Here is a 20,568-nt window from a genome sequence, read left to right on the forward strand (position 1 = left end):
CCGGAAAGAACCGCAGATCAGCAGGTCGGGTGACCTGCGAGGTTAAACGTCAAGCTAGGAGCGAGAAAGCGCCGGTCCGGTGTGTCCGCGCTCTCGCGGACCGCCCCGGACCGGCGCTCTGCCGTGCCCCCGTTCTCCCCCGTCGGGCCCCCGTTCGGTCGTCCCCCGGCCCCCCCCGTGTCTCGCTTCCGCCGAGCCGTGCCGGCGGAAGGAGCGGCCAAGGGCGGGCGCCGTTCCGCCGCCCCGTGTCGGCGGTACCGGAGCCGCGCCCCTTTCCGTGCCTCCACTCTTCCGTTCGCGCAGGTCGGAGCCCATCCGCCCGCGTACTCATCTCACCGGCTAGGTACGGATACTCAGCCCTGGGCGCTCACCCCCAGTGCGCCGCCTCCCCGGCCCGGTGGGGACGGCGTGCGCTCCCCTGCTCGCCCGGACCGGGGCGGCCGGGGCCGCCCCGGAGTGCCGTACACCCCCGGATACGTCGCAGGCGCTGGTCACCGCCCCGCGTCCGGATTGTCGGCGAGGGCCGATAAGGTCGCGGTCATGGCACGGATTGCGGTGATCGGCGCCGGGATGGGCGCGATGGCGGCCGCCGCCCGGCTGGCCGTCGCGGGCCACCGGGTGGTGATCTACGAGCGCACGGAGACGTACGGCGGCGCGCTGCGCCGTTTCGCCCGGGACGGCTTCTCCTTCGACACCGGGCCGGGCCTGCTGCCGCTGCCCGCGGTCTACCGCGATCTGTTCGTCAAGACCGGGAAGCAGCCCCTGGAGGAGTGCGTCGAGCTGGTTCAGGTGGACCCCTCCTCTCGGCACGTCTTCGCGGACGGCACGGAGGTCTCGCTGCCGAACGTGTCGCGCGCCGGCGTGGTGTCCGCGCTGGACGGAGCGCTCGGCGGCGGGGCCGGGGGGCGCTGGGGCGACTTCCTGGTGCGGGCCCGCGAGGCATGGGACCGCGCGCGCAGGCCGCTCCTGGAGGAGCCCCTGTGGCCGAACTGGCAGGTGCTTGCCGAGCGCGAGCCGTACCCGGCGGTGCCGCACAAGCGGCTGCTGCGCACCCGGCGGGCCGGCACGCTCGCCGAGGTCGGCGCCTGGGAGCTGCGCGACCCACGGCTGACGGCCCTCCTGGAGAGCCATGCGCTGGCGTACGGCCTGGACCCCCGGGCCACTCCCGCGAGCGCGGCCGTGCTGCCCTACCTGGAGCACGCGTTCGGCACCTGGCGCGTGGGCGGCGGGATGCGGGAGCTGGCGCGTGCCGTGTACGAGCGGTGCGTGGCCCGGAAGGTGGAGTTCGTGTTCGGCGCCGAGGTCACCGGGATCCTCGAGAAGGACGGCCGGGTGGCCGGGGTCGAGCTGGCCGGGGACGTCTGCGGGGCGCCCGGCTCCGGGAGAGGGTCGGTGGTGGAGGCGGACCTGGTGGTGTCCGGGGTGGCGCCCGCCGTGCTGGACCGTGTGCTCCCGGGGACGGCGGGCGCGCGGGGTGCGGACGAGGTCAGGCCGCGGCAGGGGCTGCCCAGCCGGCTGACCGTGCTGCTGGCGCTGCGCGGTGGCCGACCGGAGGGCACCGCGCACCGTACGGTGATCCACACGGCCGACCGCGAGGGCGAGTTGGAGCGGCTCTTCGGCGAACCCGCGGGGCCGGCGCCCGCACCGACGGTGACCGTACTACGCCCGGACGACCCGGCGCTGGTGCCGGACGCGGGGCACGAGGCGGTCACGCTGACGGTCACGGTCCCCTCCGGCGCGAGGGTGTCCGAGGGCGACGTCGGCCGCGTCCTGGACGCCGCCACGCGTGCGATACCCGGCCTGCGCGAACGCGTCCTGTGGCACGAGGTGCGTACACCGGCCGACATCGCCGAGGACACCGGCGCACCCGGCGGCGCGATCCCCGCGCCGGCGCTGGCCGCGGGCGGCGGGCGTCTGCTGCACCCGTCCAACAGCACCCGTGTGCCCGGACTGTTCACGGTCGGCGGCTGGTCCCACCCCGGTGGCGGTCTGCCGCACGCCGGCATGTCGGGCGCCCTGGTCGCCGGGCTCATCGTGGAGGGGCCGGACTTCCGGGGATCGCAGTGAGGGATCCGGTGCTGCCGCCCGTGACCGGTCAGAAGCGGTACTGCTCGTCGTAGCCGTTGCCCTGCGCCGTGCCGTTGCCCTGGTAGGGGTAGGGCTGCTCCGGCGGCAGTTCGCCGCCGAACGCGTCGTCCGCGGTGCGCTGTTGGGGAACCCACACACCGCCGGGCGGGGTCTCGCCGTACGCGCCGGTGGCGTACTGGTCCTGGCCGTACGCCTGCTGCCCGTACTGCTGCTCGCCGCCGTACGCGGTGTCGTAGGAGCCGCCGCCGTAGGTCTGCGTGCCGGGGTACGGGTCGGAGTAGCCGTCGTACTGCTGCTGGCCGTTGTCGTAGCCGTACTGCTGCTGGCCGTAGCCGGGGTAGCCGTCGTACGCGTAGGCCTGCTGGTCCTGGGTCTCGCCGGAGCCCGCGTAGGAGGGGTCGGCGGAGGCGGCGTAGGACGGGTCGGCCCCGGCCCCGGCCTCGTACGCCGCGTCGCTGTAGACGCCGTAGGAACCGGTGTCTTCGGGCAGCGGCTGCGGCTCGTAGACGGCGGTCGCCTCGGCCGCGTTCTCCGCGGGCGGCTGCGGGCGGGTGAAGACATCGTCGCGGTCGTCGTCGTACCCGTCGTCCTGCCCGTACGTCCCGTCGGCCGCCGACCCGGCCTCGTGGGCGTCCGTCGCCGGTTCCTGGCGCGCGGCCTCACCCCGGCGGCGCTTGCTGCCGCCGTCTTCGCCCTCACGCGGGCGGTTGCCGACCGCCCAGCCTGCCGCGAAGCCGCGCCGGAACGACAGTGTGACGTAGGTCTGCCCGACCGCGAACGCGGCCGCGCCCAGGCCGATGACCACCACGGACGGGATCAGCACGCCGAGCACGACGCCGAGGAAACCCCCGAATGCGAGCAGCCGCCAGCGAAGGCGCGCCTTGTACTGCAGCAGCACTTCGCCGAGCAGCCACAGCGCGACGATGCCGAACGCGATGTAGAGGACCGTCCAGCCCATGTACGCCCCTCTCCCAGTGACCGCTACGCAGTGTGTCGTACGGCGGTGCGACCGGTCTAGGCCCGCTGCGGATGGTGCAGACCTAGATTTTCGTAGATTTCCAGTGTCGCCGTGGAGTTGTTGAGTGTAATGAAGTGCAGTCCGGGCGCTCCCTCTGCCAACAGCCTCGCGCAGAACTCCGTGGCGAACTCGATCCCGATCGAGCGTACAGCCGCCGGATCGTCCTTCGCCGCGAGGATCCGCTCTTTCAGACGGGAGGGGATGGCCGCGTTGCTGAGCTGTGGCAGACGCTCCAGCATCCGCACGCTGGTGACGGGCATGACCTCGGGGATGACCGGGGTGGCGCAGCCTGCCGCCTCGACCCGGTCACGCAGACGCAGATACGACTCCGGCTGGAAGAACATCTGCGTGATTGCGTAGTCGGCGCCGGCCCGGCACTTGTCGACGAAGTGCGCGACGTCGGTCTCCCAGTCGCTGGAACGGGGATGCATCTCGGGGAAGGCCGCGACGCCGACGCAGAAGTCGCCGGACTCCTTGATGAGCCGGACGAGTTCGCCGGCGTAGGTCAGGCCCTTGGGGTGCGGCACCCACTCGCCCATGGGGTCGCCGGGCGGGTCGCCGCGCACGGCGAGCATATTGCGGATCCCGGCGTCGGCGTACTGGCCGATGATGTTGCGCAGTTCGGCGACGGAGTGGTTCACGGCGGTGAGGTGGGCGACCGGGGTGAGCGTCGTGTCGGCGACGATCTGCTGGGTCTCCTTGACCGTGCCCGCGCGGGTGGAGCCGCCCGCGCCGTAGGTCACGGAGACGAAGTCCGGGGCCACCGCCTCGACCCTCCGAAGCGCGCTCCACAGGTTCCGCACGCCCTTGGGGGTCTTCGGCGCCGAGAATTCGAACGAGTACGTCATCTTGCCGGCGGCGAGGATGTCGCGCACCGTCCGTGCGCGATCAGTCCTGGTGGATGCGGTTCCGAAGGCCATACTCGCAGGTTAACCAGGGGGCGGCGGTCCCCCAACCAGGCGCAGGAAATTTGCCCGAATTGTCGATTTGTTGTCCAGCTGTCGGACACTCCGGCCCCCCGCGGACCGCCCCGGAGGGTTTCCGCGGCCCCACCAGAGGGTTTCCGCGGCCCTAGAGCGTGCGCAGCCGCTTGGCGAACTCGGCCGCCACCGCGCCCGGGTCGTCCGCCTCGGTGATCGCGCGCACCACGACCACGCGGCGGGCACCGGCCTCCAGGACCTCGTCGAGGTTCCCGAGGTCGATGCCGCCGATGGCGAACCAGGGCCGGTCCGTGCGGAGCGCGGCGGTGTGGCGGACCAGGCCGAGGCCGGGGGCCGGGCGGCCGGGTTTGGTGGGGGTGGGCCAGCAGGGGCCCGTGCAGAAGTAGTCCACGCCCTCCTGGACGGCGGCGGCCCCGGCCTCCGCCTCCGAATGCGTGGAGCGGCCTATGAGGACGTCGTCACCGAGGACGGCACGGGCCGCGGGCACGGGGAGGTCGCCCTGGCCGAGGTGCAGCACGTCGGAGGCGGCGGCGTGGGCGACGTCCGCGCGGTCGTTCACCGCCAGCAGTCTGCCGTGGCGTGCGCAGGCGTCGGCGAAGACCTGGAGGTGCTCCAGCTCCTCGGCGGCCTCCATGCCCTTGTCGCGCAGCTGCACGATGTCGACGCCGCCGGCGAGGACCGCGTCCAGGAACTCGGCGAGGTCGCCCTGGCGCTTGCGGGCGTCCGTGCACAGGTAGACGCGGGCGTCGGCGAGCCGGGTGGTGCGGGCGGTCTCGGGCACGGTGGGGTCCCCCCGTGGTCGGTGGCGTACGGGCCGCGGCGGGCGCGAGCGGCCCGGGGCCGTGGCCCGGGACCGCGGCCCGTACGCCGGATGGTTGTTCCTTGCTCAGACGGCGAGCGCCTGGGCGCGGCGCTTCACCTCCGTGCCGCGATTCTCGCTGAGCGCCTGCGCGGGGGTGCCGGGCAGGGTCGGGTCGGGGGTGAACAGCCACTCCAGCATCTCTTCGACCGTGAAACCGTCGTCCCGCAGGAGCGTCAGGGTGCCGGAGAGGCCCTTGACGACCTTGTCCCCGTCGATGAAGGCGGCGGGGACGTGCAGCGCGCGGTTCTCACCACGGCGTACGGCGATGAGCTGGCCCTCCTTGACCAGCTGCCGCACGCGGGTCACCTCGACACCGAGCATTTCCGCGATGTCGGGGAGGGTGAGCCAGGCGGGGACGAGAGCATCGATCTTTGCGTCAATCTCGGTCACGGGATCAAGCGTGCCATCCCGGACTGACAGTCGGAAGCGGGGCGCCTCCGACCGGGGGCCGGTTGCCTCCGACCGGGGGCCGGTTGCCTCCGGCGGGGGGACGCCGCCCCGGCACGTCGGCGCGCCTGCGCGGGAGCGGGAGCGGAAACGTGCCACCGGGCGGCACCCGCGCCGGCCGCACGGCTGCCGCGCATGCGCCGCGGGCCTCCGCGCCCGGACGGCCGCCGGTGAGCCAAAAGACCGCCGCACCCGGGCGCGCGGCGGGTGCCGGAGAGCCCGCAGACCCGCCCCCACTCAGCACACCCCGGGCCGGAGCACCGCCCGCATACAGCCGCGGCGCACGCCCGAACCCGGACCCGGACAGGCCGCCGCAACACAGAGGACCGCCCCGCCCGGCCGTGCGGCGAGGTACCGGGGAAGGGGCCGGAGGCGACTACGCCGTGGCCTCCTTCAGGGGGCGGGACGGGTCCGACAGCACGTCCGGGTTCATCGGCACGCCGGACTCGATCAGGCGGCGGCCCTGGGCGAGGTCCCTGGGGCGGCCCACAGCCAGGAGACCCACCAGGCGGCCGGACCGCAGCCAGCACACCGTCCACGCGGCGCCCTCCGGGTCCCCGCGCCACACCGTCGTGTCGGCGGACGCGTGGTGGCCCACGTACTGGACGAAGCGGCCGAACTGCTCCGACCAGAAGTAGGGCACCGGGTCGTACGCCACCGGGGCCTCCCCGACGATGTTCGCGGCGACCGCCCGCGGCCCCTGCAGGGCGTTGTCCCAGTGGTGCACGAGGAGCCGCTCCTCGTACCGCCCCGACGGAAAGGACGCGCAGTCGCCGACCGCGTACACGTCCGGCTCCGAGGCGCGCAGGTGTTCGTCGGCCAGCACCTCTCCGTGGACGCCCAGGGCGATGCCCGAGCCGGCGAGCCACGCGGTGGCCGGACGCGCTCCGATGCCCACGACCACCGCGTCCGCGGGCACCCGCGAGCCGTCGTCGAGCACCACGGCCCCCGGCTCGACGCGCTCCACGCGCGCGCCGGTGCGCAGCTCGGCCCCGCTGTCGGCGTACCAGGCCGCCATCGGGGCGGACACCTCGGCGGGCAGCGCCCCCGCGAGCGGCCGGTCCGCCGCCTCCACCACGGTCACCGCGCAGCCCGCCTCGCGCGCGGCGGTGGCGAACTCGGCACCGATCCAGCCCGCGCCCACGACGACGATGTCGTGCCGGCGCGCGAGGACCGGCCGCAGCCGCTCGGCGTCGTCCAGGGTGCGCAGCAGATGCACACCGGGGACGCCCTCCGCGCCCGGCAGCCGGATCGGTTCCGCTCCGGTGGCGACGACCAGGACGTCGTACGGGACGGGGCCCTGCGCGGTGTCCAGCTCATGGTCGCCGGGGCGTACGCCGAGCACTTCGCGGCCCAGCCGGAGTTCGATGCCCAGGGCCTCGAAGTCGACCTCGAAGGCGGAACCCTCGGCCTTGCCGAGCAGGACGGCCTTCGACAGCGGCGGCCGGTCGTACGGCTGGTGCGGCTCCGCGCCGATCAGCGTCACCTCGCCGGTGAAGCCCTGTTCCCGCAGGGCGACCGCGGTCTGCACCCCGGCCATGCCCGCGCCCACCACGACGACATGCCGGACCGCACCGTCCCGTTGCTGCGTCTGATCGCTCACCTGATCACCATAGTCACCTGACGATTTGTCAGTCAGCGTGCGTGCCGGGTGATGTGTTCCACAGCCGCCGCCCGGCCCGCGGCCGCCGGGGCGGAGGCTCCCTTACCGAGGCATACGGCACGGGCTAGGGTGGCCCCGTAAGCACTCGCGGGAGCCCGGACGCACCGGGCTGAGAGGGAGGCTGGGGCGGCCTCCGACCGTACGAACCTGATCCGGGTCATGCCGGCGAAGGGAGGGGCTGGACGCCCATGTCGCGTACATCGGACGACGTGTCGACCGTGTCGGACGTCCTCGTCATCGGGGGCGGGATCATCGGGCTCGTGACCGCCTGGCGGGCGGCGCAGCACGGGTTGGCCACGGCGGTGGTGGATCCCGAGCCGGGCGGCGGAGCGGCCCGGGTGGCCGCCGGGATGCTCGCCGCCGTCACCGAACTGCACTACGGCGAGCAGACGCTGCTCGGCCTCAATCTGGAGTCCGCGCGCCGCTACCCGGACTTCGCCGCCGAGCTGACCGAGGCCGCCGGCCTGGACCTCGGTTACCGCCGCTGCGGCACACTCGCCGTCGCGCTCGACGCCGACGACCGGGCCCAGCTGCGCGAACTGCACGCGCTGCAGCAGCAGTCCGGCCTGGAGTCGGAGTGGCTGAGCGGGCGGGAGTGCCGCCGGCTGGAGCCCATGCTCGCGCCTGGTGTGCGCGGCGGGCTCAGGGTCGACGGCGACCACCAGATCGACCCGCGCCGGCTCGCCGCGGCCCTGGTGACTGCCTGCGAGCGCGCCGGGGTGGTCTTCCACCGGGCGTGGGCGGAGCGGCTCTCGGTGGCGCGGGAGCGGGCCCGCGGGGTCAGGACGGCCGACGGCACCGACCTCGCCGCGGGGCAGGTCGTCCTGGCCGCGGGCAGCCTCAGCGGGCGTCTCGCGGGCGTCCCCGACGAGGTGGTGCCGCCCGTGCGCCCGGTGAAGGGGCAGGTGGTGCGGCTGACCGTGCCGAAGCGGTACGCGCCCTTCCTGAGCCGCACCGTGCGGGCCGTCGTCCGCGGCGGCCCGCTGTATCTGGTGCCGCGCGAGAACGGCGAGCTGGTCATCGGGGCGACCAGCGAGGAACTGGGCTGGGACACGACGGTCACCGCGGGCGGGGTGTACGAGCTGCTGCGGGACGCGCACGAGCTGATGCCGGGGATCACCGAGCTGCCGCTCGCCGAGACCCGGGCGGGGCTGCGCCCGGCCTCCCCGGACAACGCGCCGCTGCTCGGCCCGAGCGCTCTTGACGGCCTGCTGCTGGCCACCGGCCACCACCGCAACGGCGTCCTGCTGACGCCGGTCACCGGCGACGTCATGGCACACGTCCTGACCACCGGCGACCTTCCGGCCGCCGCCCGCCCCTTCACCCCCGGGCGCTTCGCCGCCACGCTCACGGAGCAGCCCGCATGAACATCTCGGTCAACGGGGAGCCCCGGCGGGTGGCTCCGGGCACCGCGCTCGACGCGGTCGTGCAGACCCTCACGACGGCGCCCTCCGGCGTGGCCGCCGCCGTCAACGAAACCGTCGTCCCACGCGGGCAGTGGTCGTCGACGTCCCTCCACGAGGGGGACCGCGTCGAGGTCCTCACCGCCGTCCAAGGAGGCTGACCCATGGCCGACGACCCCTTCGTCCTCGGTGGTACGACCCTCTCATCGCGGCTGATCATGGGCACCGGGGGTGCGCCCAGCCTCGATGTGCTGGAACGGGCCCTGGCGGCCTCCGGTACGGAGCTGACGACCGTGGCGATGCGCCGCGTGGACGCCTCGGTGCACGGCTCGGTGCTGTCCGTGCTCGACAAGCTGGGCATCCGGGTGCTGCCCAACACGGCGGGCTGCTTCACCGCGGGCGAGGCCGTGCTGACCGCCCGCCTGGCGCGCGAGGCACTGGGCACGGATCTCGTGAAGCTGGAGGTCATCGCCGACGAGCGGACCCTGCTGCCCGACCCGATCGAACTGCTGGAGGCGGCCGAGACGCTGGTCGACGAGGGCTTCACGGTGCTGCCGTACACGAACGACGACCCCGTGCTCGCGCGCAGGCTGGAGGATGCGGGCTGCGCCGCGATCATGCCGCTCGGCTCGCCGATCGGCTCGGGGCTCGGCATCCGCAACCCGCACAACTTCCAGCTGATCGTGGAGCACGCGCGCGTGCCGGTCATCCTGGACGCGGGCGCGGGTACGGCGTCGGACGTCGCGCTGGCGATGGAGCTGGGCTGTGCGGGTGTGATGCTCGCCTCGGCCGTGACCCGGGCGCAGGAGCCGGTGCTGATGGCGGAGGCCATGCGGCACGCGGTGGAGGCGGGCCGGCTGGCACGGCGGGCGGGCCGCATCCCGCGGCGCCACTTCGCCCAGGCGTCGTCGCCGACGGAGGGCATGGGCCGCCTGGACCCGGAGCGGCCCGCCTTCTGAACCGGCCGGGCACACCGCCCGCGCCGGACCCGGCCCGTGCAGCAGAGCCGGCCGGGCGCGAAGTCCCGCCCCGCGCGCCAGGCGGGTGCGCACGGGCGCGGCGTGCGTCACAGGTCGGCTGCAGTCGTGCCCCGGTTCGGCGGAACGGCCGGGGCCGACAGTGGGTCCTCGTACACTCACCTGCGTGGATACGACCCTTCAGGACCCTCTCGTCGGGCGGGTGCTCGACGGCCGTTATCGCGTCGACGCGCGGATCGCGGTCGGCGGGATGGCCACGGTCTACCGGGCCGTGGACACCCGCCTCGACCGTGTCCTCGCGCTCAAGGTGATGCACCCGGCGCTGGCCGCCGACGGTTCGTTCGTCGAGCGCTTCATACGCGAGGCCAAGTCGGTGGCCCGGCTCGCCCACCCGAACGTGGTGCAGGTCTTCGACCAGGGCGCCGACGGATCGTACGTCTATCTCGCCATGGAGTACGTCGCCGGGTGCACCCTGCGTGACGTGCTGCGGGAGCGCGGGGCGCTGCAGCCGCGCGCCGCCCTGGACATCCTGGAGCCGGTGCTGGCCGCGCTGGGCGCCGCGCACCGCGCCGGGTTCGTGCACCGTGACATGAAGCCGGAGAACGTCCTGATAGGGGACGACGGCCGGGTGAAGGTGGCCGACTTCGGTCTTGTCCGGGCCGTGGACACGGTCACGAACACGACGGGTGCCGTTCTGGGCACGGTCTCGTACCTCGCCCCGGAGCAGATTGAGAGCGGCACGGCGGACCCCCGGGTCGACGTGTACGCGTGCGGGGTCGTCCTCCACGAGATGCTCACCGGCGCGAAGCCGCACCAGGGCGACTCCCCCGCCCAGGTGCTCTACCGGCATCTGCACGAGGACGTGCCGCCGCCGTCGGCCGCCGTACCGGGGCTGGCCTGTGAACTCGACGAGCTGGTCGCCTCGGCGACGGCGCGCGACCCGCGGCTGCGCCCGGAGGACGCGGTGGCCCTGCTCGGCCAGGTGCTGCAGGCCCGCAGCGCGCTCACCGCCGGGCAACTGGACGCCGTACCACCGCAGGCCGTCGCCCCGGACCACGACAACGCCGAGGACCGCACGAGCGTGATCCCGCGGCTGCTGCCGGTCAACCCGGTCGGCGAGCCCGAGGACGCCCCGCTCGACCGGACCAGCCGGCTGGAGACCCCGCCGGCACAGCCGCCGGCGCGGCGCGGACGCCCCCGGCGGGGGCTGCTCGCACTCGTCCTGGCCGTGCTGGTGGTGTTCGGCGTGGGGGCGGGCGTCTGGTACGTCAACTCGGGCCAGTTCACCGAGGTCCCCCCGCTGCTCGCGAAGACCGAGGCCCAGGCGCGGGCGCGGCTGCAGCAGGCGGGGCTGGAGGTCAAACAGGTCAAGCACGCCTTCAGCGACACGGTGAAGCGCGGCACGGTGATCAGCAGCGACCCGGCTGCGGGCGCCCGGATCCGCTCCCACGACGGGGTGACGCTGACCGTCTCGGACGGCCCCGAGACCGTGAAGGTGCCCGATCTGAAGGGTTACCGGCTGGACAAGGCGCGGGCCCTGCTGAAGCAGGACGGCCTGGTAGCGGGCATGGTCACGCGGGCGCTCAGCGAGGACGTGCCCAGGGGCTTCGTGATCGGCACGGAGCCGGGCGCGGGCACCGAGCGCCACAGCGGTTCGGCCATCGCGCTCACCGTCAGCAGGGGCAGCCCCGTGGAGGTGCCCGACGTCACCGGCTCGTCCGTCGCGGACGCCACGGCTGAGCTGCGGGGTGCGGGCCTGAACGTGAAGATCGCCGACACGCAGATCACGTCGGAGTTCGACGCCGGACAGGTCGCCCGGCAGACGCCGGACGCGGGCAAGGAGGCCGCCGAGGGCGACACGGTGACGCTGACGGTCTCCAAGGGCCGCGAGATGGTCGAGGTGCCGGACGTGGTCGGCGACAAGGTCGACGACGCGAAGAAGGCCCTGGAGGCCGCCGGCTTCGCGGTCGAGGAGGACCGGGGCCTGCTGGGCCTGTTCGGTGACACGGTGAAGAGACAGTCGGTGAAGGGCGGCGACAAGGCGCCGAAGGGGTCGACGATCACGATCAGGATCCGCTGACGGGCGGCGCCGCGGACCGGCCGGCGGGATGCCCGGGGCCACGTGCCACCCTTGGGGGGTGAGCACCCAGCGGTCCCGTACCACCCGCGGCGCGTCCGGCGTCCCGCGCAACCCCATCGGCAGCCATGTTCCCGTGGCCGGCGGCCTCCACTCCGTCGGAATGGTCTACGCGCGTGACATCGAGGCCGAGGCCGTGCAGGTCTTCGTCGCCAATCCGCGCGGCTGGGCGACGCCCGCCGGCAATCCGCGGCAGGACGAGGCGTTCCGCGCCGCGTGTGCCGCGCAGTCGGTCCCGGTGTACGTCCACGCGCCGTATCTGATCAACTTCGGCTCGCACACCGAGGCGACCGCGGAGCTGTCCGTGGAGTCCCTGCGGCACTCGCTGCGGCGGGGCCGGGAGATCGGGGCGCTGGGCGTGGTGGTGCACACCGGCAGCGCCACCGGCGGCCGGACGCGGGCCGTGGCGCTGAAGCAGGTGCGCGAGCTCGTCCTGCCGCTGCTGGAGGAGCTGACGCATGACGACGACCCCCGCCTGCTGCTGGAGTCGACCGCGGGCCAGGGTGCCTCGCTGTGCTCGCGCACCTGGGACTTCGGGCCCTACTTCGAGGCGCTGGACGCGCACCCCATGCTCGGCGTGTGTCTCGACACCTGCCATGTCTTCGCCGCCGGGCACGATCTGACCGGGCCGGACGGCATGCACCGGACGTTGGACCTGCTGGTGGACACCGTCGGCGAGGGACGGCTCGGGCTGATCCACGCCAACGACTCCCAGGACGTGGTGGGCGCCCGCCGGGACCGCCACGCGAACATCGGCTCCGGCCACATCGGCGAGGCCCCGTTCCGTGCGCTGATGAGCCACCCGGCCACCGCGGGCGTGCCGCTGATCATCGAGACGCCCGGCCGGAAGGAGGGGCACGCGGCGGACGTGGAGCGGCTGAAGAAACTCCGGCACGGCTGACGCGGGACCGGCGGGTCACGCTTGCGTGGCTCAGAGCTCGGGGCCGTCCCCGGGCTCCTCCTGGTACGAGTAGCGCTGCTCCTTCCACGGGTCGCCGATGTTGTGGTACCCGCGTTCCTCCCAGAAGCCTCGGCGGTCGGCGGTCATGTACTCGACGCCACGTACCCACTTGGGGCCCTTCCAGGCGTACAGGTGCGGAACGATCAGGCGCAGCGGAAAGCCGTGTTCCGCGGTGAGCAGCTCGCCGTCCTTGTGGGTGGCGAAGATCGTGCGGTCCGAGGCGAAGTCGGCGAGGCGCAGATTCGAGCTGAATCCGTACTCCGCCCACACCATGACGTGGGTGACCGCGGGCGCCGGCGGGGCGATCTCCAGGATCGTGCGCGCCGGGACACCGCCCCACTCGGCGCCGACCATGCTGAACTTCGTGACGCAGTGCAGATCGGCGACGACGGTGGCGTACGGCAGCGCGGTGAACTCCTCGTGGGTCCAGCAGTGCTTCTCGCCGTCCGCGGTGGCGCCGAAGACCCCGAACTCCCAGCGGTCGGGACGGAACCTGGGTACCGGACCGTAGTGCGTGACCGGCCATCCCCGCTGCAGTCGCTGTCCCGGGGGAAGCTCGGACCGTGCTGCTGCTCCAGACTCTCGCTCCACCGGATGGCCCATGACTCCATCCTGACAGACCGCGCGGGGTGTGCAGGACCCACCCAGAACAAACCGGGACATCCCATAGTAAGCGTGAACTTACTGGACGGTTCCGGGTGTCGATGCGATCATGCGGCGCAACCCGCCAGTCCCCGCCTGGAAGGAGCCCGCACGATGCAGGGCGACCCCGAGGTCATCGAATTCCTCAACGAGCAGCTCACCGGCGAGCTGACCGCGATCAACCAGTACTTCCTGCACGCGAAGATGCAGGAGAACCTCGGCTGGTACAAGCTCGCGGCGTACACGCGGCGGGAGTCCTTCGACGAGATGAAGCACGCCGAGGTGCTCACCGACCGGATCATCTTCCTGGAGGGGCTCCCGAACTACCAGCGGCTCTTCCATGTGCGGGTGGGCCAGACCGCCAAGGAGATGTTCGAGGCCGACCGGCAGATCGAGATCGAGGCGATCGACCGGCTCAGACGCGGGATCCGGCTGATGCGGGAGAAGGACGACATCACGTCCGCGAACATCTTCGAGTCGATCCTCAAGGACGAGGAGCACCACATCGACTATCTCGACACCCAGCTGGACCTGCTGGAGAAACTCGGCGAGGGGCTGTACCTCTCCCAGGTCATCGAACAGCCCGAGGGCTAGGCCGCTTCCTCGAGTCCGCTCGGTGCGCCGGACCGGTCCTGGGCGGACAGGACGGGACCGATCCCACCGACCGCCGCACGGCGTGGGACGCTGTCCCTGCCCAGCAGCGCCTGGATCCGCCGCACACAGGAACCGCAGTCGGTGCCGGCCTTGCAGGCCGACGCGATCTGCCGGGGAGTGCGGGCGCCGTCCTCCGCGTACCGCCTGACCTGGGCCTCGGTCACGGCGAAGCAGGTGCAGACGTACACGCGGTTCACCTCCCACCGGATCGGACGGGCCGTGCCACCCGACCCGACTGATCGGCGAGGCAAACCTAACCTTACCTGGCGCACAGGGGCCGGAGAAGCGGCGTGGGGCGCGGATCTCAGGTGATCCGCGCCCCACCGGTGCCGGTGCCCCGACGCCGGCTACTGGTCCCGGTACATCTCGGCGACGAGGAACGCCAGGTCGAGGGACTGGCTGCGGTTCAGCCGCGGGTCGCAGGCCGTCTCGTAGCGCTGGTGCAGATCGTCGACGAAGATCTCGTCGCCGCCGCCCACGCACTCGGTGACGTCGTCGCCGGTCAGCTCCATGTGCAGGCCGCCCGGGTGGGTGCCCAGCGCCTTGTGGACCTCGAAGAAGCCCTTGACCTCGTCGAGCACGTCGTCGAAGCGGCGGGTCTTGTGCCCGGAGGCCGCCTCGAAGGTGTTGCCGTGCATGGGGTCGGTCACCCAGGCCACCACCGCGCCCGACGCCGTGACCTTCTCCACCAGCTCGGGGAGCCGGTCGCGGATCTTGTCGGCGCCCATGCGGACGATGAAGGTCAGCCGGCCCGGCTCACGCTCCGGGTCCAGGCGCTCGATGTACTGCAGCGCGTCCTCGGCCGTCGTCGTCGGGCCGAGCTTGATGCCGATCGGGTTGCGGATCTTCGAGGCGAACTCGATGTGCGCGCCGTCCAGCTGGCGGGTGCGCTCACCGATCCACACCATGTGCGCGGACACGTCGTACAGCTGCCCGGTGCGCGAGTCGACCCGGGTCAGCGCCGACTCGTAGTCCAGCAGCAGCGCCTCGTGCGAGGAGAAGAACTCGACGGTCCTGAACTCCTCCGGGTCCGCCCCGCAGGCGTGCATGAAGTTCAGTGCGTTGTCGATCTCCCGCGCCAGTTGCTCGTAGCGCTGCCCGGACGGCGACGACCTCACGAAGTCCTGGTTCCAGGCGTGCACCTGGCGCAGATCGGCGTAGCCGCCGGTGGTGAAGGCGCGCACCAGGTTGAGCGTCGAGGCGGAGGCGTGGTACATCCGCTTCAGCCGCTCGGGGTCCGGGATGCGGGCCGCCTCGGTGAACTCGAAGCCGTTGACGGAGTCGCCCCGGTAGCTCGGCAGGGTCACTCCGTCGCGGGTCTCCATCGGCTTGGAGCGCGGTTTGGAGTACTGGCCGGCGATCCGGCCGACCTTCACGACCGGCACCGAGGCCGCGTACGTGAGCACGGCGCCCATCTGGAGCAGCGTCTTCAGCTTGTTGCGGATGTGGTCGGCGGACACCGCGTCGAAGGCCTCCGCGCAGTCGCCCCCCTGCAGCAGGAACGCCTCGCCCCTGGCAACGGCTCCCATCCGGGCGCGCAGCTGGTCGCACTCGCCGGCGAAGACGAGCGGCGGATACGACTCGAGCTCCGCGATCACTTCGCGCAGAGCCTCGGGGTCGGGGTACTCGGGCTGCTGCGCCGCGGGCAGGTCTCGCCAGGTGTTGCCAGCGCTTGCGCTGGACTTAGCGTTCACGGTCACAGTCCCAACCTTACGGGGTCGTGTCCGGTGATTTCGGCCCGGCTCGACAGGCGAGACAGCCCTCCCCCAGGGCCCGTCGGCCCCAGGGGTGACAGCATGCGCTCCCTCGACGCCGGCCGGCAGAGATGCCGTCTTCACGCATCCGTGCCGCAACGACAGGGTGAGCATCGCTCCGGCGCACCGATCTCGACGACGGTGCGGCCGCGGTCGCGGCCGTCGCCGCGACGGCCGGAACGCCGGCCCCGGCGGCGCCCGGCCTCCTCGGCTCGAACGACGCACAGGCCGCCCCCCGGGGCCCGGTTGCAGAACGACTTCGAGCAGGCCGCCGGGGAATTCCATGTGCCGGTCAGCGTGCTCATGACGCTCTCCTACCGGCAGGCACTCCGGGAGGACCACGACGGACCGCCCAGCACCACCGGCGCCTACAACGTCATGGGGCTCACGGACGTCGACGCCGAGGATCTCGGAAACGGCCACGGCGACGCCCGGCAGCGCGAGCACCGGCTCGACCACATGAACCTCAGCGGCGCCCCGGCCGTCGAGAAGCACTTCGACGCCCAGCGGGCGCTCAAGAGCCTGCGCGAGAAGCCGGTCGGCACCGGCGACCCACGGCTGCACACCCCGGACAGGGCGGCCGGCCTGATCGACGCCTCGCCCGAGAAGGTGAAGAGCGACGTCGAGCAGGGCATCCGGGCGGGTGCCGCGCTCCTCGCCCGGTACCAGCGCCACATGGTCGTACACCGGCACACCGCCCGCGGCGCCGTGGCTGTCCCCCACTCGGGGACGGGCTACGGCGCCGCGGGCGCATGCGTTAAGGTGCCTCGCATGTACGTGCCGACGCACCAGAACTGGTGGTGGACCGCTCATCCGGCGGCCCACTGACTTGCGCGTACGCAGACTTCGCGAAGGCCGCCCGAGGGGCGGCCTTCGGTGTGTCCGGGGTCCGTTCCTCCCATCCGAGAAGGAATACGGACCCATGCACCTGCCCGACCTGTTCGAGGATCCCCGCCCGTTCGCCCTGCTGCGCCGCCGCACGCCGGGCCACGACGAGAACACCGTCGAGGTGTTCCTCGGCCAGGTCACCGAGTGCGAGCGCCTCGCCGACCTGCCCGACGCATGCCTGGCGCTCATCCCGTTCCGCCAGATCCGCGAGCGCGGCTTCGGCGTCCGTGACGACGGCACCCCGCTGGCGGTGCTGGTGCCCGAGGACTCGTACACGATCCCGCTCGCCGACGCGCTCGCGCAGTTGCCGGCGCACGAGGTGCCGGTGGAGGGCGCCGGCTTCGACGTCGACGACGAGCGGTACGCGGAGATCGTCGGACGGGTGCTGCGGAACGAGATCGGCGCCGGCGAGGGCGCGAACTTCGTGATCCGGCGGACCTACGAGGGGCGGATCCCGGGGTTCGGCCGGGCCGACGCCCTCGCGCTGTTCCGCCGGCTGCTGGTCGGCGAGCGCGGCGCGTACTGGACGTTCGTGGTGCACACGGGGGACCGGACGCTGGTCGGGGCCAGCCCGGAGGTGCATGTGCGGATGTCCGGGGGGACCGTCGTGATGAACCCGATCAGCGGTACGTACCGCTATCCCGCCGACCGCCCGACACCCGAGGACCTGCTCGCCTTCCTCGCCGACGGCAAGGAGATCGAGGAGCTGTCGATGGTCGTCGACGAGGAGCTCAAGATGATGTGCACGGTCGGCGACATGGGCGGGGTGGTCGTCGGGCCGCGGCTGAAGGAAATGGCCCACCTCGCGCACACGGAGTACGAACTGCGCGGGCGGTCCACCCTCGACGTGCGCGAGGTGCTGAAGGAGACCATGTTCGCGGCGACCGTCACCGGCTCGCCCGTGCAGAACGCCTGCCGGGTGATCGAACGGCACGAGGTCGGGGGCCGCGGCTACTACGCGGGAGCGCTCGCGCTGCTCGGCCGGTGCGCGGGGGCCCAGACCCTCGACTCCCCCATCCTCATCCGCACCGCGGACATCGGCGCGGACGGACGGCTGCGGGTGCCGGTCGGCGCCACGCTGGTGCGGGGCTCGGACCCGGCGGGCGAGGTCGCGGAGACGCACGCCAAGGCGGCCGGCGTGCTGGCGGCGCTGGGGGTGCGTCCCGGCCGGCCGCGCGAGGAGCGGGTACGGCCGAGGCTGGCGGACGACCCGCGGGTGCAGGCCGCGCTCGCCGGGCGGCGGGCCTCGCTGGCGCCGTTCTGGCTGCGGATGCAGGAGCGGGCCCGCGACCTGACCGGACATGCCTTCGTCGTCGACGGCGAGGACACGTTCACGGCGATGCTCGCGCACGTCCTGCGGTCTTCGGGGCTGGAGGTGACCGTGCGCCGGTACGACGAGCCCGGGCTGCGGGAGGCGGTGCTCGGGCACGAGGGCCCGGTGGTACTGGGCCCGGGGCCGGGCGACCCCTCGGACGTGACCGACCCCAAGATGCGGTTCCTGCGGGAGCTGACGGCCGGACTCGTCCGGGGGCACCGGCACGGTGTGCTCGGCGTCTGTCTCGGCCACGAGCTGATCGCGGCGGAGCTGGGCCTGGAGATCGTCCGCAAGGAGGTCCCCCACCAGGGCGCGCAGATGGAGATCGACCTGTTCGGGCGGCGGGAGACCGTCGGCTTCTACAACAGCTTCGTGGCGCGCTGCGACGACGCGGCGCCGGCCGGGCTGGCCGCACACGGCGTCGAGGTCAGCCGCGGCGCCGGCGGCGAGGTGCACGCGCTGCGCGGGCCGCGTCGTGCCCCGGGCACGCCCATGAACGCGGTCGCGGGCGTCCAGTTCCACCCGGAGTCGGTGCTGTCGGTGAACGGCGCCGCGATCGTGCGGGAGCTGCTGGCTCAGTCGGCCGCCGCGGGCACGAGCACGTTCTCGGAACGGCGGCCGGCCTTGTAGTCGAGGACGTTGCGCACCGTGGCGTCGACGATCTGCGTCACGGCGTCCACGGTGTAGTACGCCTGGTGGGAGGTGACCAGGACGTTCGGGAAGGTGACGAGGCGGGCCAGGGTGTCGTCCTCGATCGCCTCCAGGGACTTGTCCAGGAAGAACAGGCCCGCCTCCGCCTCGTACACGTCCAGGCCGACACCGGTGAAACGGCCCTCGCGCAGTTCGGCGACGAGGGCCGCGGTGTCTATGAGGCCGCCGCGGCTGGAGTTCACCAGGATCGCGTCGTCCTTCATGGTCTTCAGGGCGGCCGCGTCGATCAGGTGCTGCGTCGCGGGCATCAGCGGGACATGCAGGCTGACCAGGTCGGACTCGGCGAGCAGCCGCTCCTTGGAGACGTACGTCATGCCGAGGGCGACACAGGCCGGGTTCTCGGCGATGTCCCAGCCGAGGAGTTTCATGCCGAAGCCGTGGGCGATCCGGCAGAACGCCTCGCCGATCTTGCCGGTGCCGAGGACGCCCGCGGTGCGGCCGTGCATGTCGCGGCCCATCAGTCCGTCGAGGCGGAAGTCGAAGTCGCGGGTGCGGTTGCAGGCGCGGACGACACGGCGGCACGCGGCCATGCCCAGGGCCCAGGCGAACTCGGCCACGGAGTACGGCGAGTAGTACGAGACCCGGGCGATCGTCATGCCGAGGCGTTCGGCGGCCGTGAGGTCGATGTTGTTGAAGCCGGTGGAGCGCTGCGCGATCATCCGGGTGCCGCCGGCCCCCAGGGTCTGCAGGACGCGCTCGCCGAGTTCGCAGTTGACGCTGGTGCAGACGACGTCGTGGCCCACCGCGATGGGGGCCGTGTCCTCGTTGAGGAAGACATCGAGGCAGCGGATGTCGTGGTGGCCCGCGAACGCCTTCTCCAGCAGGGGCTTCTCGTCGGCCTGCACGCCGAACGCCACAATCTCCACGAAACCCTCCAGGGTCGGGCCGGAACTGCCTGACACCGCCGAATATACGGGCCCGGCGCGCGGCGGGGGGCGGGAGCGGAGCCGGACCGCCGCCGTCCTGCGGGTGCCGGTGCCCCGCGGGACAGCGGCTCGGCGCTGGCCGCCGTCAGCCGAAGAAGACACCGATCTCCTGGTACAGCTTCGGGTCGACCGTCTTCAGTCTGGCCGTGGCCTCGGAGATCGGTACGCGGACCACGTCCGTGCCGCGCAGCGCGACCATCTTGCCGAAGTCACCGTCGCGGACCGCCTCGACGGCGTGCAGGCCGAACCGGGTGGCGAGCCAGCGGTCGAAGGCGCTCGGCGTGCCGCCGCGCTGGACGTGCCCGAGGACGGTCGTACGGGCCTCCTTGCCCGTGCGCCTCTCGATCTCCTTCGCCAGCCACTCGCCGACACCGGAGAGGCGGACGTGCCCGAAGGAGTCCAGCGTCTCGTCCTTGAGCACCATGTCGCCGTCCTTCGGCATCGCCCCCTCGGCCACGACCACGATCGGCGCGTACGACGCCTTGAACCGGGACGTCACCCATGCGCAGACCTGGTCCACGTCGAAGCGCTGCTCGGGGATGAGGATCACGTTCGCCCCGCCGGCCAGCCCCGAGTGGACGGCGATCCAGCCCGCGTGACGTCCCATCACCTCCACGACCAGGACCCGCATGTGCGACTCCGCGGTGGTGTGCAGGCGGTCGATCGCCTTGGTCGCGATGTTGACGGCGGTGTCGAAGCCGAAGGTGTAGTCCGTGGCGGAGAGGTCGTTGTCGATGGTCTTCGGTACGCCGACGACGCGGACGCCGTACTCGTCGGCCAGGCGCGCCGCGACTCCGAGGGTGTCCTCGCCCCCGATCGCGACGAGCGCGTCGACCTCCTCCTTGGCGAGGTTGTCCTTGATGCGGCGGATGCCGTTCTCCTGATTGAGGGGGTTGGTCCGCGAGGAGCCGAGGATCGTGCCGCCGCGGGGCAAAATGCCGCGCACGGCGGGGATGTCGAGCCGGACGGTGTCACCTTCCAGGGGCCCCCGCCAGCCGTCCCGGAAGCCGACGAAGTCATAGCCGTACTCCTGCGCGCCCTTGCGGACGACGCCCCGGATGACGGCGTTGAGCCCGGGGCAGTCGCCGCCTCCGGTCAATACTCCGACCCGCATGGAAAAGTCCCTTCGCCGCGGTTGCCTGATGCGGGTCACGCTAATGGTGACCCACGTCACTTCCGCG

The 20,568-nt window shown here is 72.7% G+C and carries 19 protein-coding genes and 1 riboswitch; of the genes, 9 read left to right on the forward strand and 10 right to left on the reverse strand.

Annotation, left to right across the window (positions count from 1 at the left end; translation table 11 throughout):
• The first annotated feature begins 540 nt into the window (after positions 1-540).
• Complete coding sequence (locus ACFSL4_RS09860) at positions 541-2,067, forward strand: phytoene desaturase family protein (protein ID WP_381080691.1); 1,527 nt, start codon at positions 541-543, stop codon at positions 2,065-2,067.
• A 28-nt stretch (positions 2,068-2,095) separates the two neighbouring features.
• On the opposite strand, the gene ACFSL4_RS09865 is transcribed toward ACFSL4_RS09860, so the two are convergent.
• The 5 genes from ACFSL4_RS09865 to ACFSL4_RS09885 all read right to left on the reverse strand — a co-directional run bounded on the left by ACFSL4_RS09865 (position 2,096) and on the right by ACFSL4_RS09885 (position 6,959).
• Positions 2,096-3,046 carry an SCO2102 family sporulation regulator gene (locus ACFSL4_RS09865; RefSeq protein ID WP_381080693.1) on the reverse strand — a complete coding sequence of 317 codons (951 nt, stop codon included), beginning with the start codon at positions 3,044-3,046 and terminating at the stop codon, positions 2,096-2,098.
• A 56-nt stretch (positions 3,047-3,102) separates the two neighbouring features.
• Positions 3,103-4,026 (reverse strand): methylenetetrahydrofolate reductase [NAD(P)H], encoded by a 924-nt coding sequence (gene metF / locus ACFSL4_RS09870; RefSeq protein ID WP_381080695.1) that lies wholly within the window; start codon positions 4,024-4,026, stop codon positions 3,103-3,105.
• A 151-nt stretch (positions 4,027-4,177) separates the two neighbouring features.
• Complete coding sequence (gene thiE / locus ACFSL4_RS09875) at positions 4,178-4,828, reverse strand: thiamine phosphate synthase (protein WP_381080697.1); 651 nt, start codon at positions 4,826-4,828, stop codon at positions 4,178-4,180.
• A gap of 105 nt (positions 4,829-4,933) precedes the next feature.
• The gene (locus ACFSL4_RS09880; RefSeq protein WP_381080699.1) at positions 4,934-5,299 is read right to left on the reverse strand and encodes an Rv2175c family DNA-binding protein; all 366 of its coding nucleotides are present in this window, start codon (positions 5,297-5,299) and stop codon (positions 4,934-4,936) included.
• Between the two features lie 433 nt (positions 5,300-5,732).
• Positions 5,733-6,959 carry an NAD(P)/FAD-dependent oxidoreductase gene (locus tag ACFSL4_RS09885; RefSeq protein ID WP_381080701.1) on the reverse strand — a complete coding sequence of 409 codons (1,227 nt, stop codon included), beginning with the start codon at positions 6,957-6,959 and terminating at the stop codon, positions 5,733-5,735.
• Positions 6,960-7,096: 137 nt separating this feature from the next.
• Positions 7,097-7,210, forward strand: a riboswitch (TPP riboswitch).
• Here ACFSL4_RS09885 and thiO point away from each other — a divergent pair.
• From thiO to ACFSL4_RS09910, 5 genes are all read left to right on the forward strand, one after another.
• Positions 7,208-8,386 carry a glycine oxidase ThiO gene (gene thiO, locus ACFSL4_RS09890; RefSeq protein ID WP_381080703.1) on the forward strand — a complete coding sequence of 393 codons (1,179 nt, stop codon included), beginning with the start codon at positions 7,208-7,210 and terminating at the stop codon, positions 8,384-8,386. It overlaps the preceding riboswitch by 3 nt.
• Positions 8,383-8,583, forward strand: coding sequence for a sulfur carrier protein ThiS (gene thiS, locus ACFSL4_RS09895; RefSeq protein WP_381080705.1), 201 nt, complete (start codon positions 8,383-8,385; stop codon positions 8,581-8,583). Before thiO ends, thiS begins: the two co-directional genes overlap by 4 nt.
• A gap of 3 nt (positions 8,584-8,586) precedes the next feature.
• Complete coding sequence (locus tag ACFSL4_RS09900) at positions 8,587-9,381, forward strand: thiazole synthase (protein WP_381080707.1); 795 nt, start codon at positions 8,587-8,589, stop codon at positions 9,379-9,381.
• Between the two features lie 184 nt (positions 9,382-9,565).
• A complete protein-coding gene (gene pknB, locus ACFSL4_RS09905) occupies positions 9,566-11,479 on the forward strand; it encodes a Stk1 family PASTA domain-containing Ser/Thr kinase (protein ID WP_381080709.1) in 1,914 nt (637 codons plus the stop codon).
• A gap of 58 nt (positions 11,480-11,537) precedes the next feature.
• A complete protein-coding gene (locus ACFSL4_RS09910; RefSeq protein WP_381080711.1) occupies positions 11,538-12,437 on the forward strand; it encodes a deoxyribonuclease IV in 900 nt (299 codons plus the stop codon).
• Between the two features lie 30 nt (positions 12,438-12,467).
• Here ACFSL4_RS09910 and ACFSL4_RS09915 read toward each other — a convergent pair whose 3' ends face one another.
• Positions 12,468-13,100, reverse strand: coding sequence for a sulfite oxidase-like oxidoreductase (locus ACFSL4_RS09915; RefSeq protein WP_381080713.1), 633 nt, complete (start codon positions 13,098-13,100; stop codon positions 12,468-12,470).
• 153 nt (positions 13,101-13,253) lie between these two features.
• Here ACFSL4_RS09915 and bfr point away from each other — a divergent pair, with 153 nt between their 5' ends.
• Entirely contained in the window at positions 13,254-13,733 is a 480-nt protein-coding gene (gene bfr / locus ACFSL4_RS09920; RefSeq protein ID WP_381080715.1) for a bacterioferritin, read from the forward strand.
• Here bfr and ACFSL4_RS09925 read toward each other — a convergent pair.
• Both ACFSL4_RS09925 and ACFSL4_RS09930 read right to left on the reverse strand, forming a co-directional pair.
• Positions 13,730-13,990: a (2Fe-2S)-binding protein gene (locus tag ACFSL4_RS09925; protein ID WP_381080717.1), complete on the reverse strand. Its 261-nt coding sequence runs from the start codon at positions 13,988-13,990 to the stop codon at positions 13,730-13,732. The genes bfr and ACFSL4_RS09925 overlap by 4 nt on opposite strands.
• Positions 13,991-14,140: 150 nt before the next feature.
• The gene (locus ACFSL4_RS09930; RefSeq protein ID WP_381080719.1) at positions 14,141-15,493 is read right to left on the reverse strand and encodes a class II 3-deoxy-7-phosphoheptulonate synthase; all 1,353 of its coding nucleotides are present in this window, start codon (positions 15,491-15,493) and stop codon (positions 14,141-14,143) included.
• A gap of 300 nt (positions 15,494-15,793) precedes the next feature.
• On the opposite strand from ACFSL4_RS09930, the gene ACFSL4_RS09935 reads away from it, so the two are divergent.
• Entirely contained in the window at positions 15,794-16,375 is a 582-nt protein-coding gene (locus tag ACFSL4_RS09935) for a trp operon leader peptide (RefSeq protein WP_381080721.1), read from the forward strand.
• 94 nt (positions 16,376-16,469) lie between these two features.
• Complete coding sequence (locus ACFSL4_RS09940; protein ID WP_381080723.1) at positions 16,470-18,380, forward strand: anthranilate synthase family protein; 1,911 nt, start codon at positions 16,470-16,472, stop codon at positions 18,378-18,380.
• On the opposite strand, the gene ACFSL4_RS09945 is transcribed toward ACFSL4_RS09940, so the two are convergent.
• Positions 18,326-19,327: a 2-hydroxyacid dehydrogenase gene (locus ACFSL4_RS09945; protein ID WP_381080725.1), complete on the reverse strand. Its 1,002-nt coding sequence runs from the start codon at positions 19,325-19,327 to the stop codon at positions 18,326-18,328. The genes ACFSL4_RS09940 and ACFSL4_RS09945 overlap by 55 nt on opposite strands.
• Positions 19,328-19,472: 145 nt before the next feature.
• The gene (locus tag ACFSL4_RS09950; protein ID WP_381080727.1) at positions 19,473-20,501 is read right to left on the reverse strand and encodes a 6-phosphofructokinase; all 1,029 of its coding nucleotides are present in this window, start codon (positions 20,499-20,501) and stop codon (positions 19,473-19,475) included.
• Positions 20,502-20,568 lie beyond the last annotated feature (67 nt).

It is taken from the genome of Streptomyces caeni (assembly GCF_042678285.1).
Taxonomy (GTDB): Bacteria; Actinomycetota; Actinomycetes; order Streptomycetales; family Streptomycetaceae; genus Streptomyces; species Streptomyces caeni.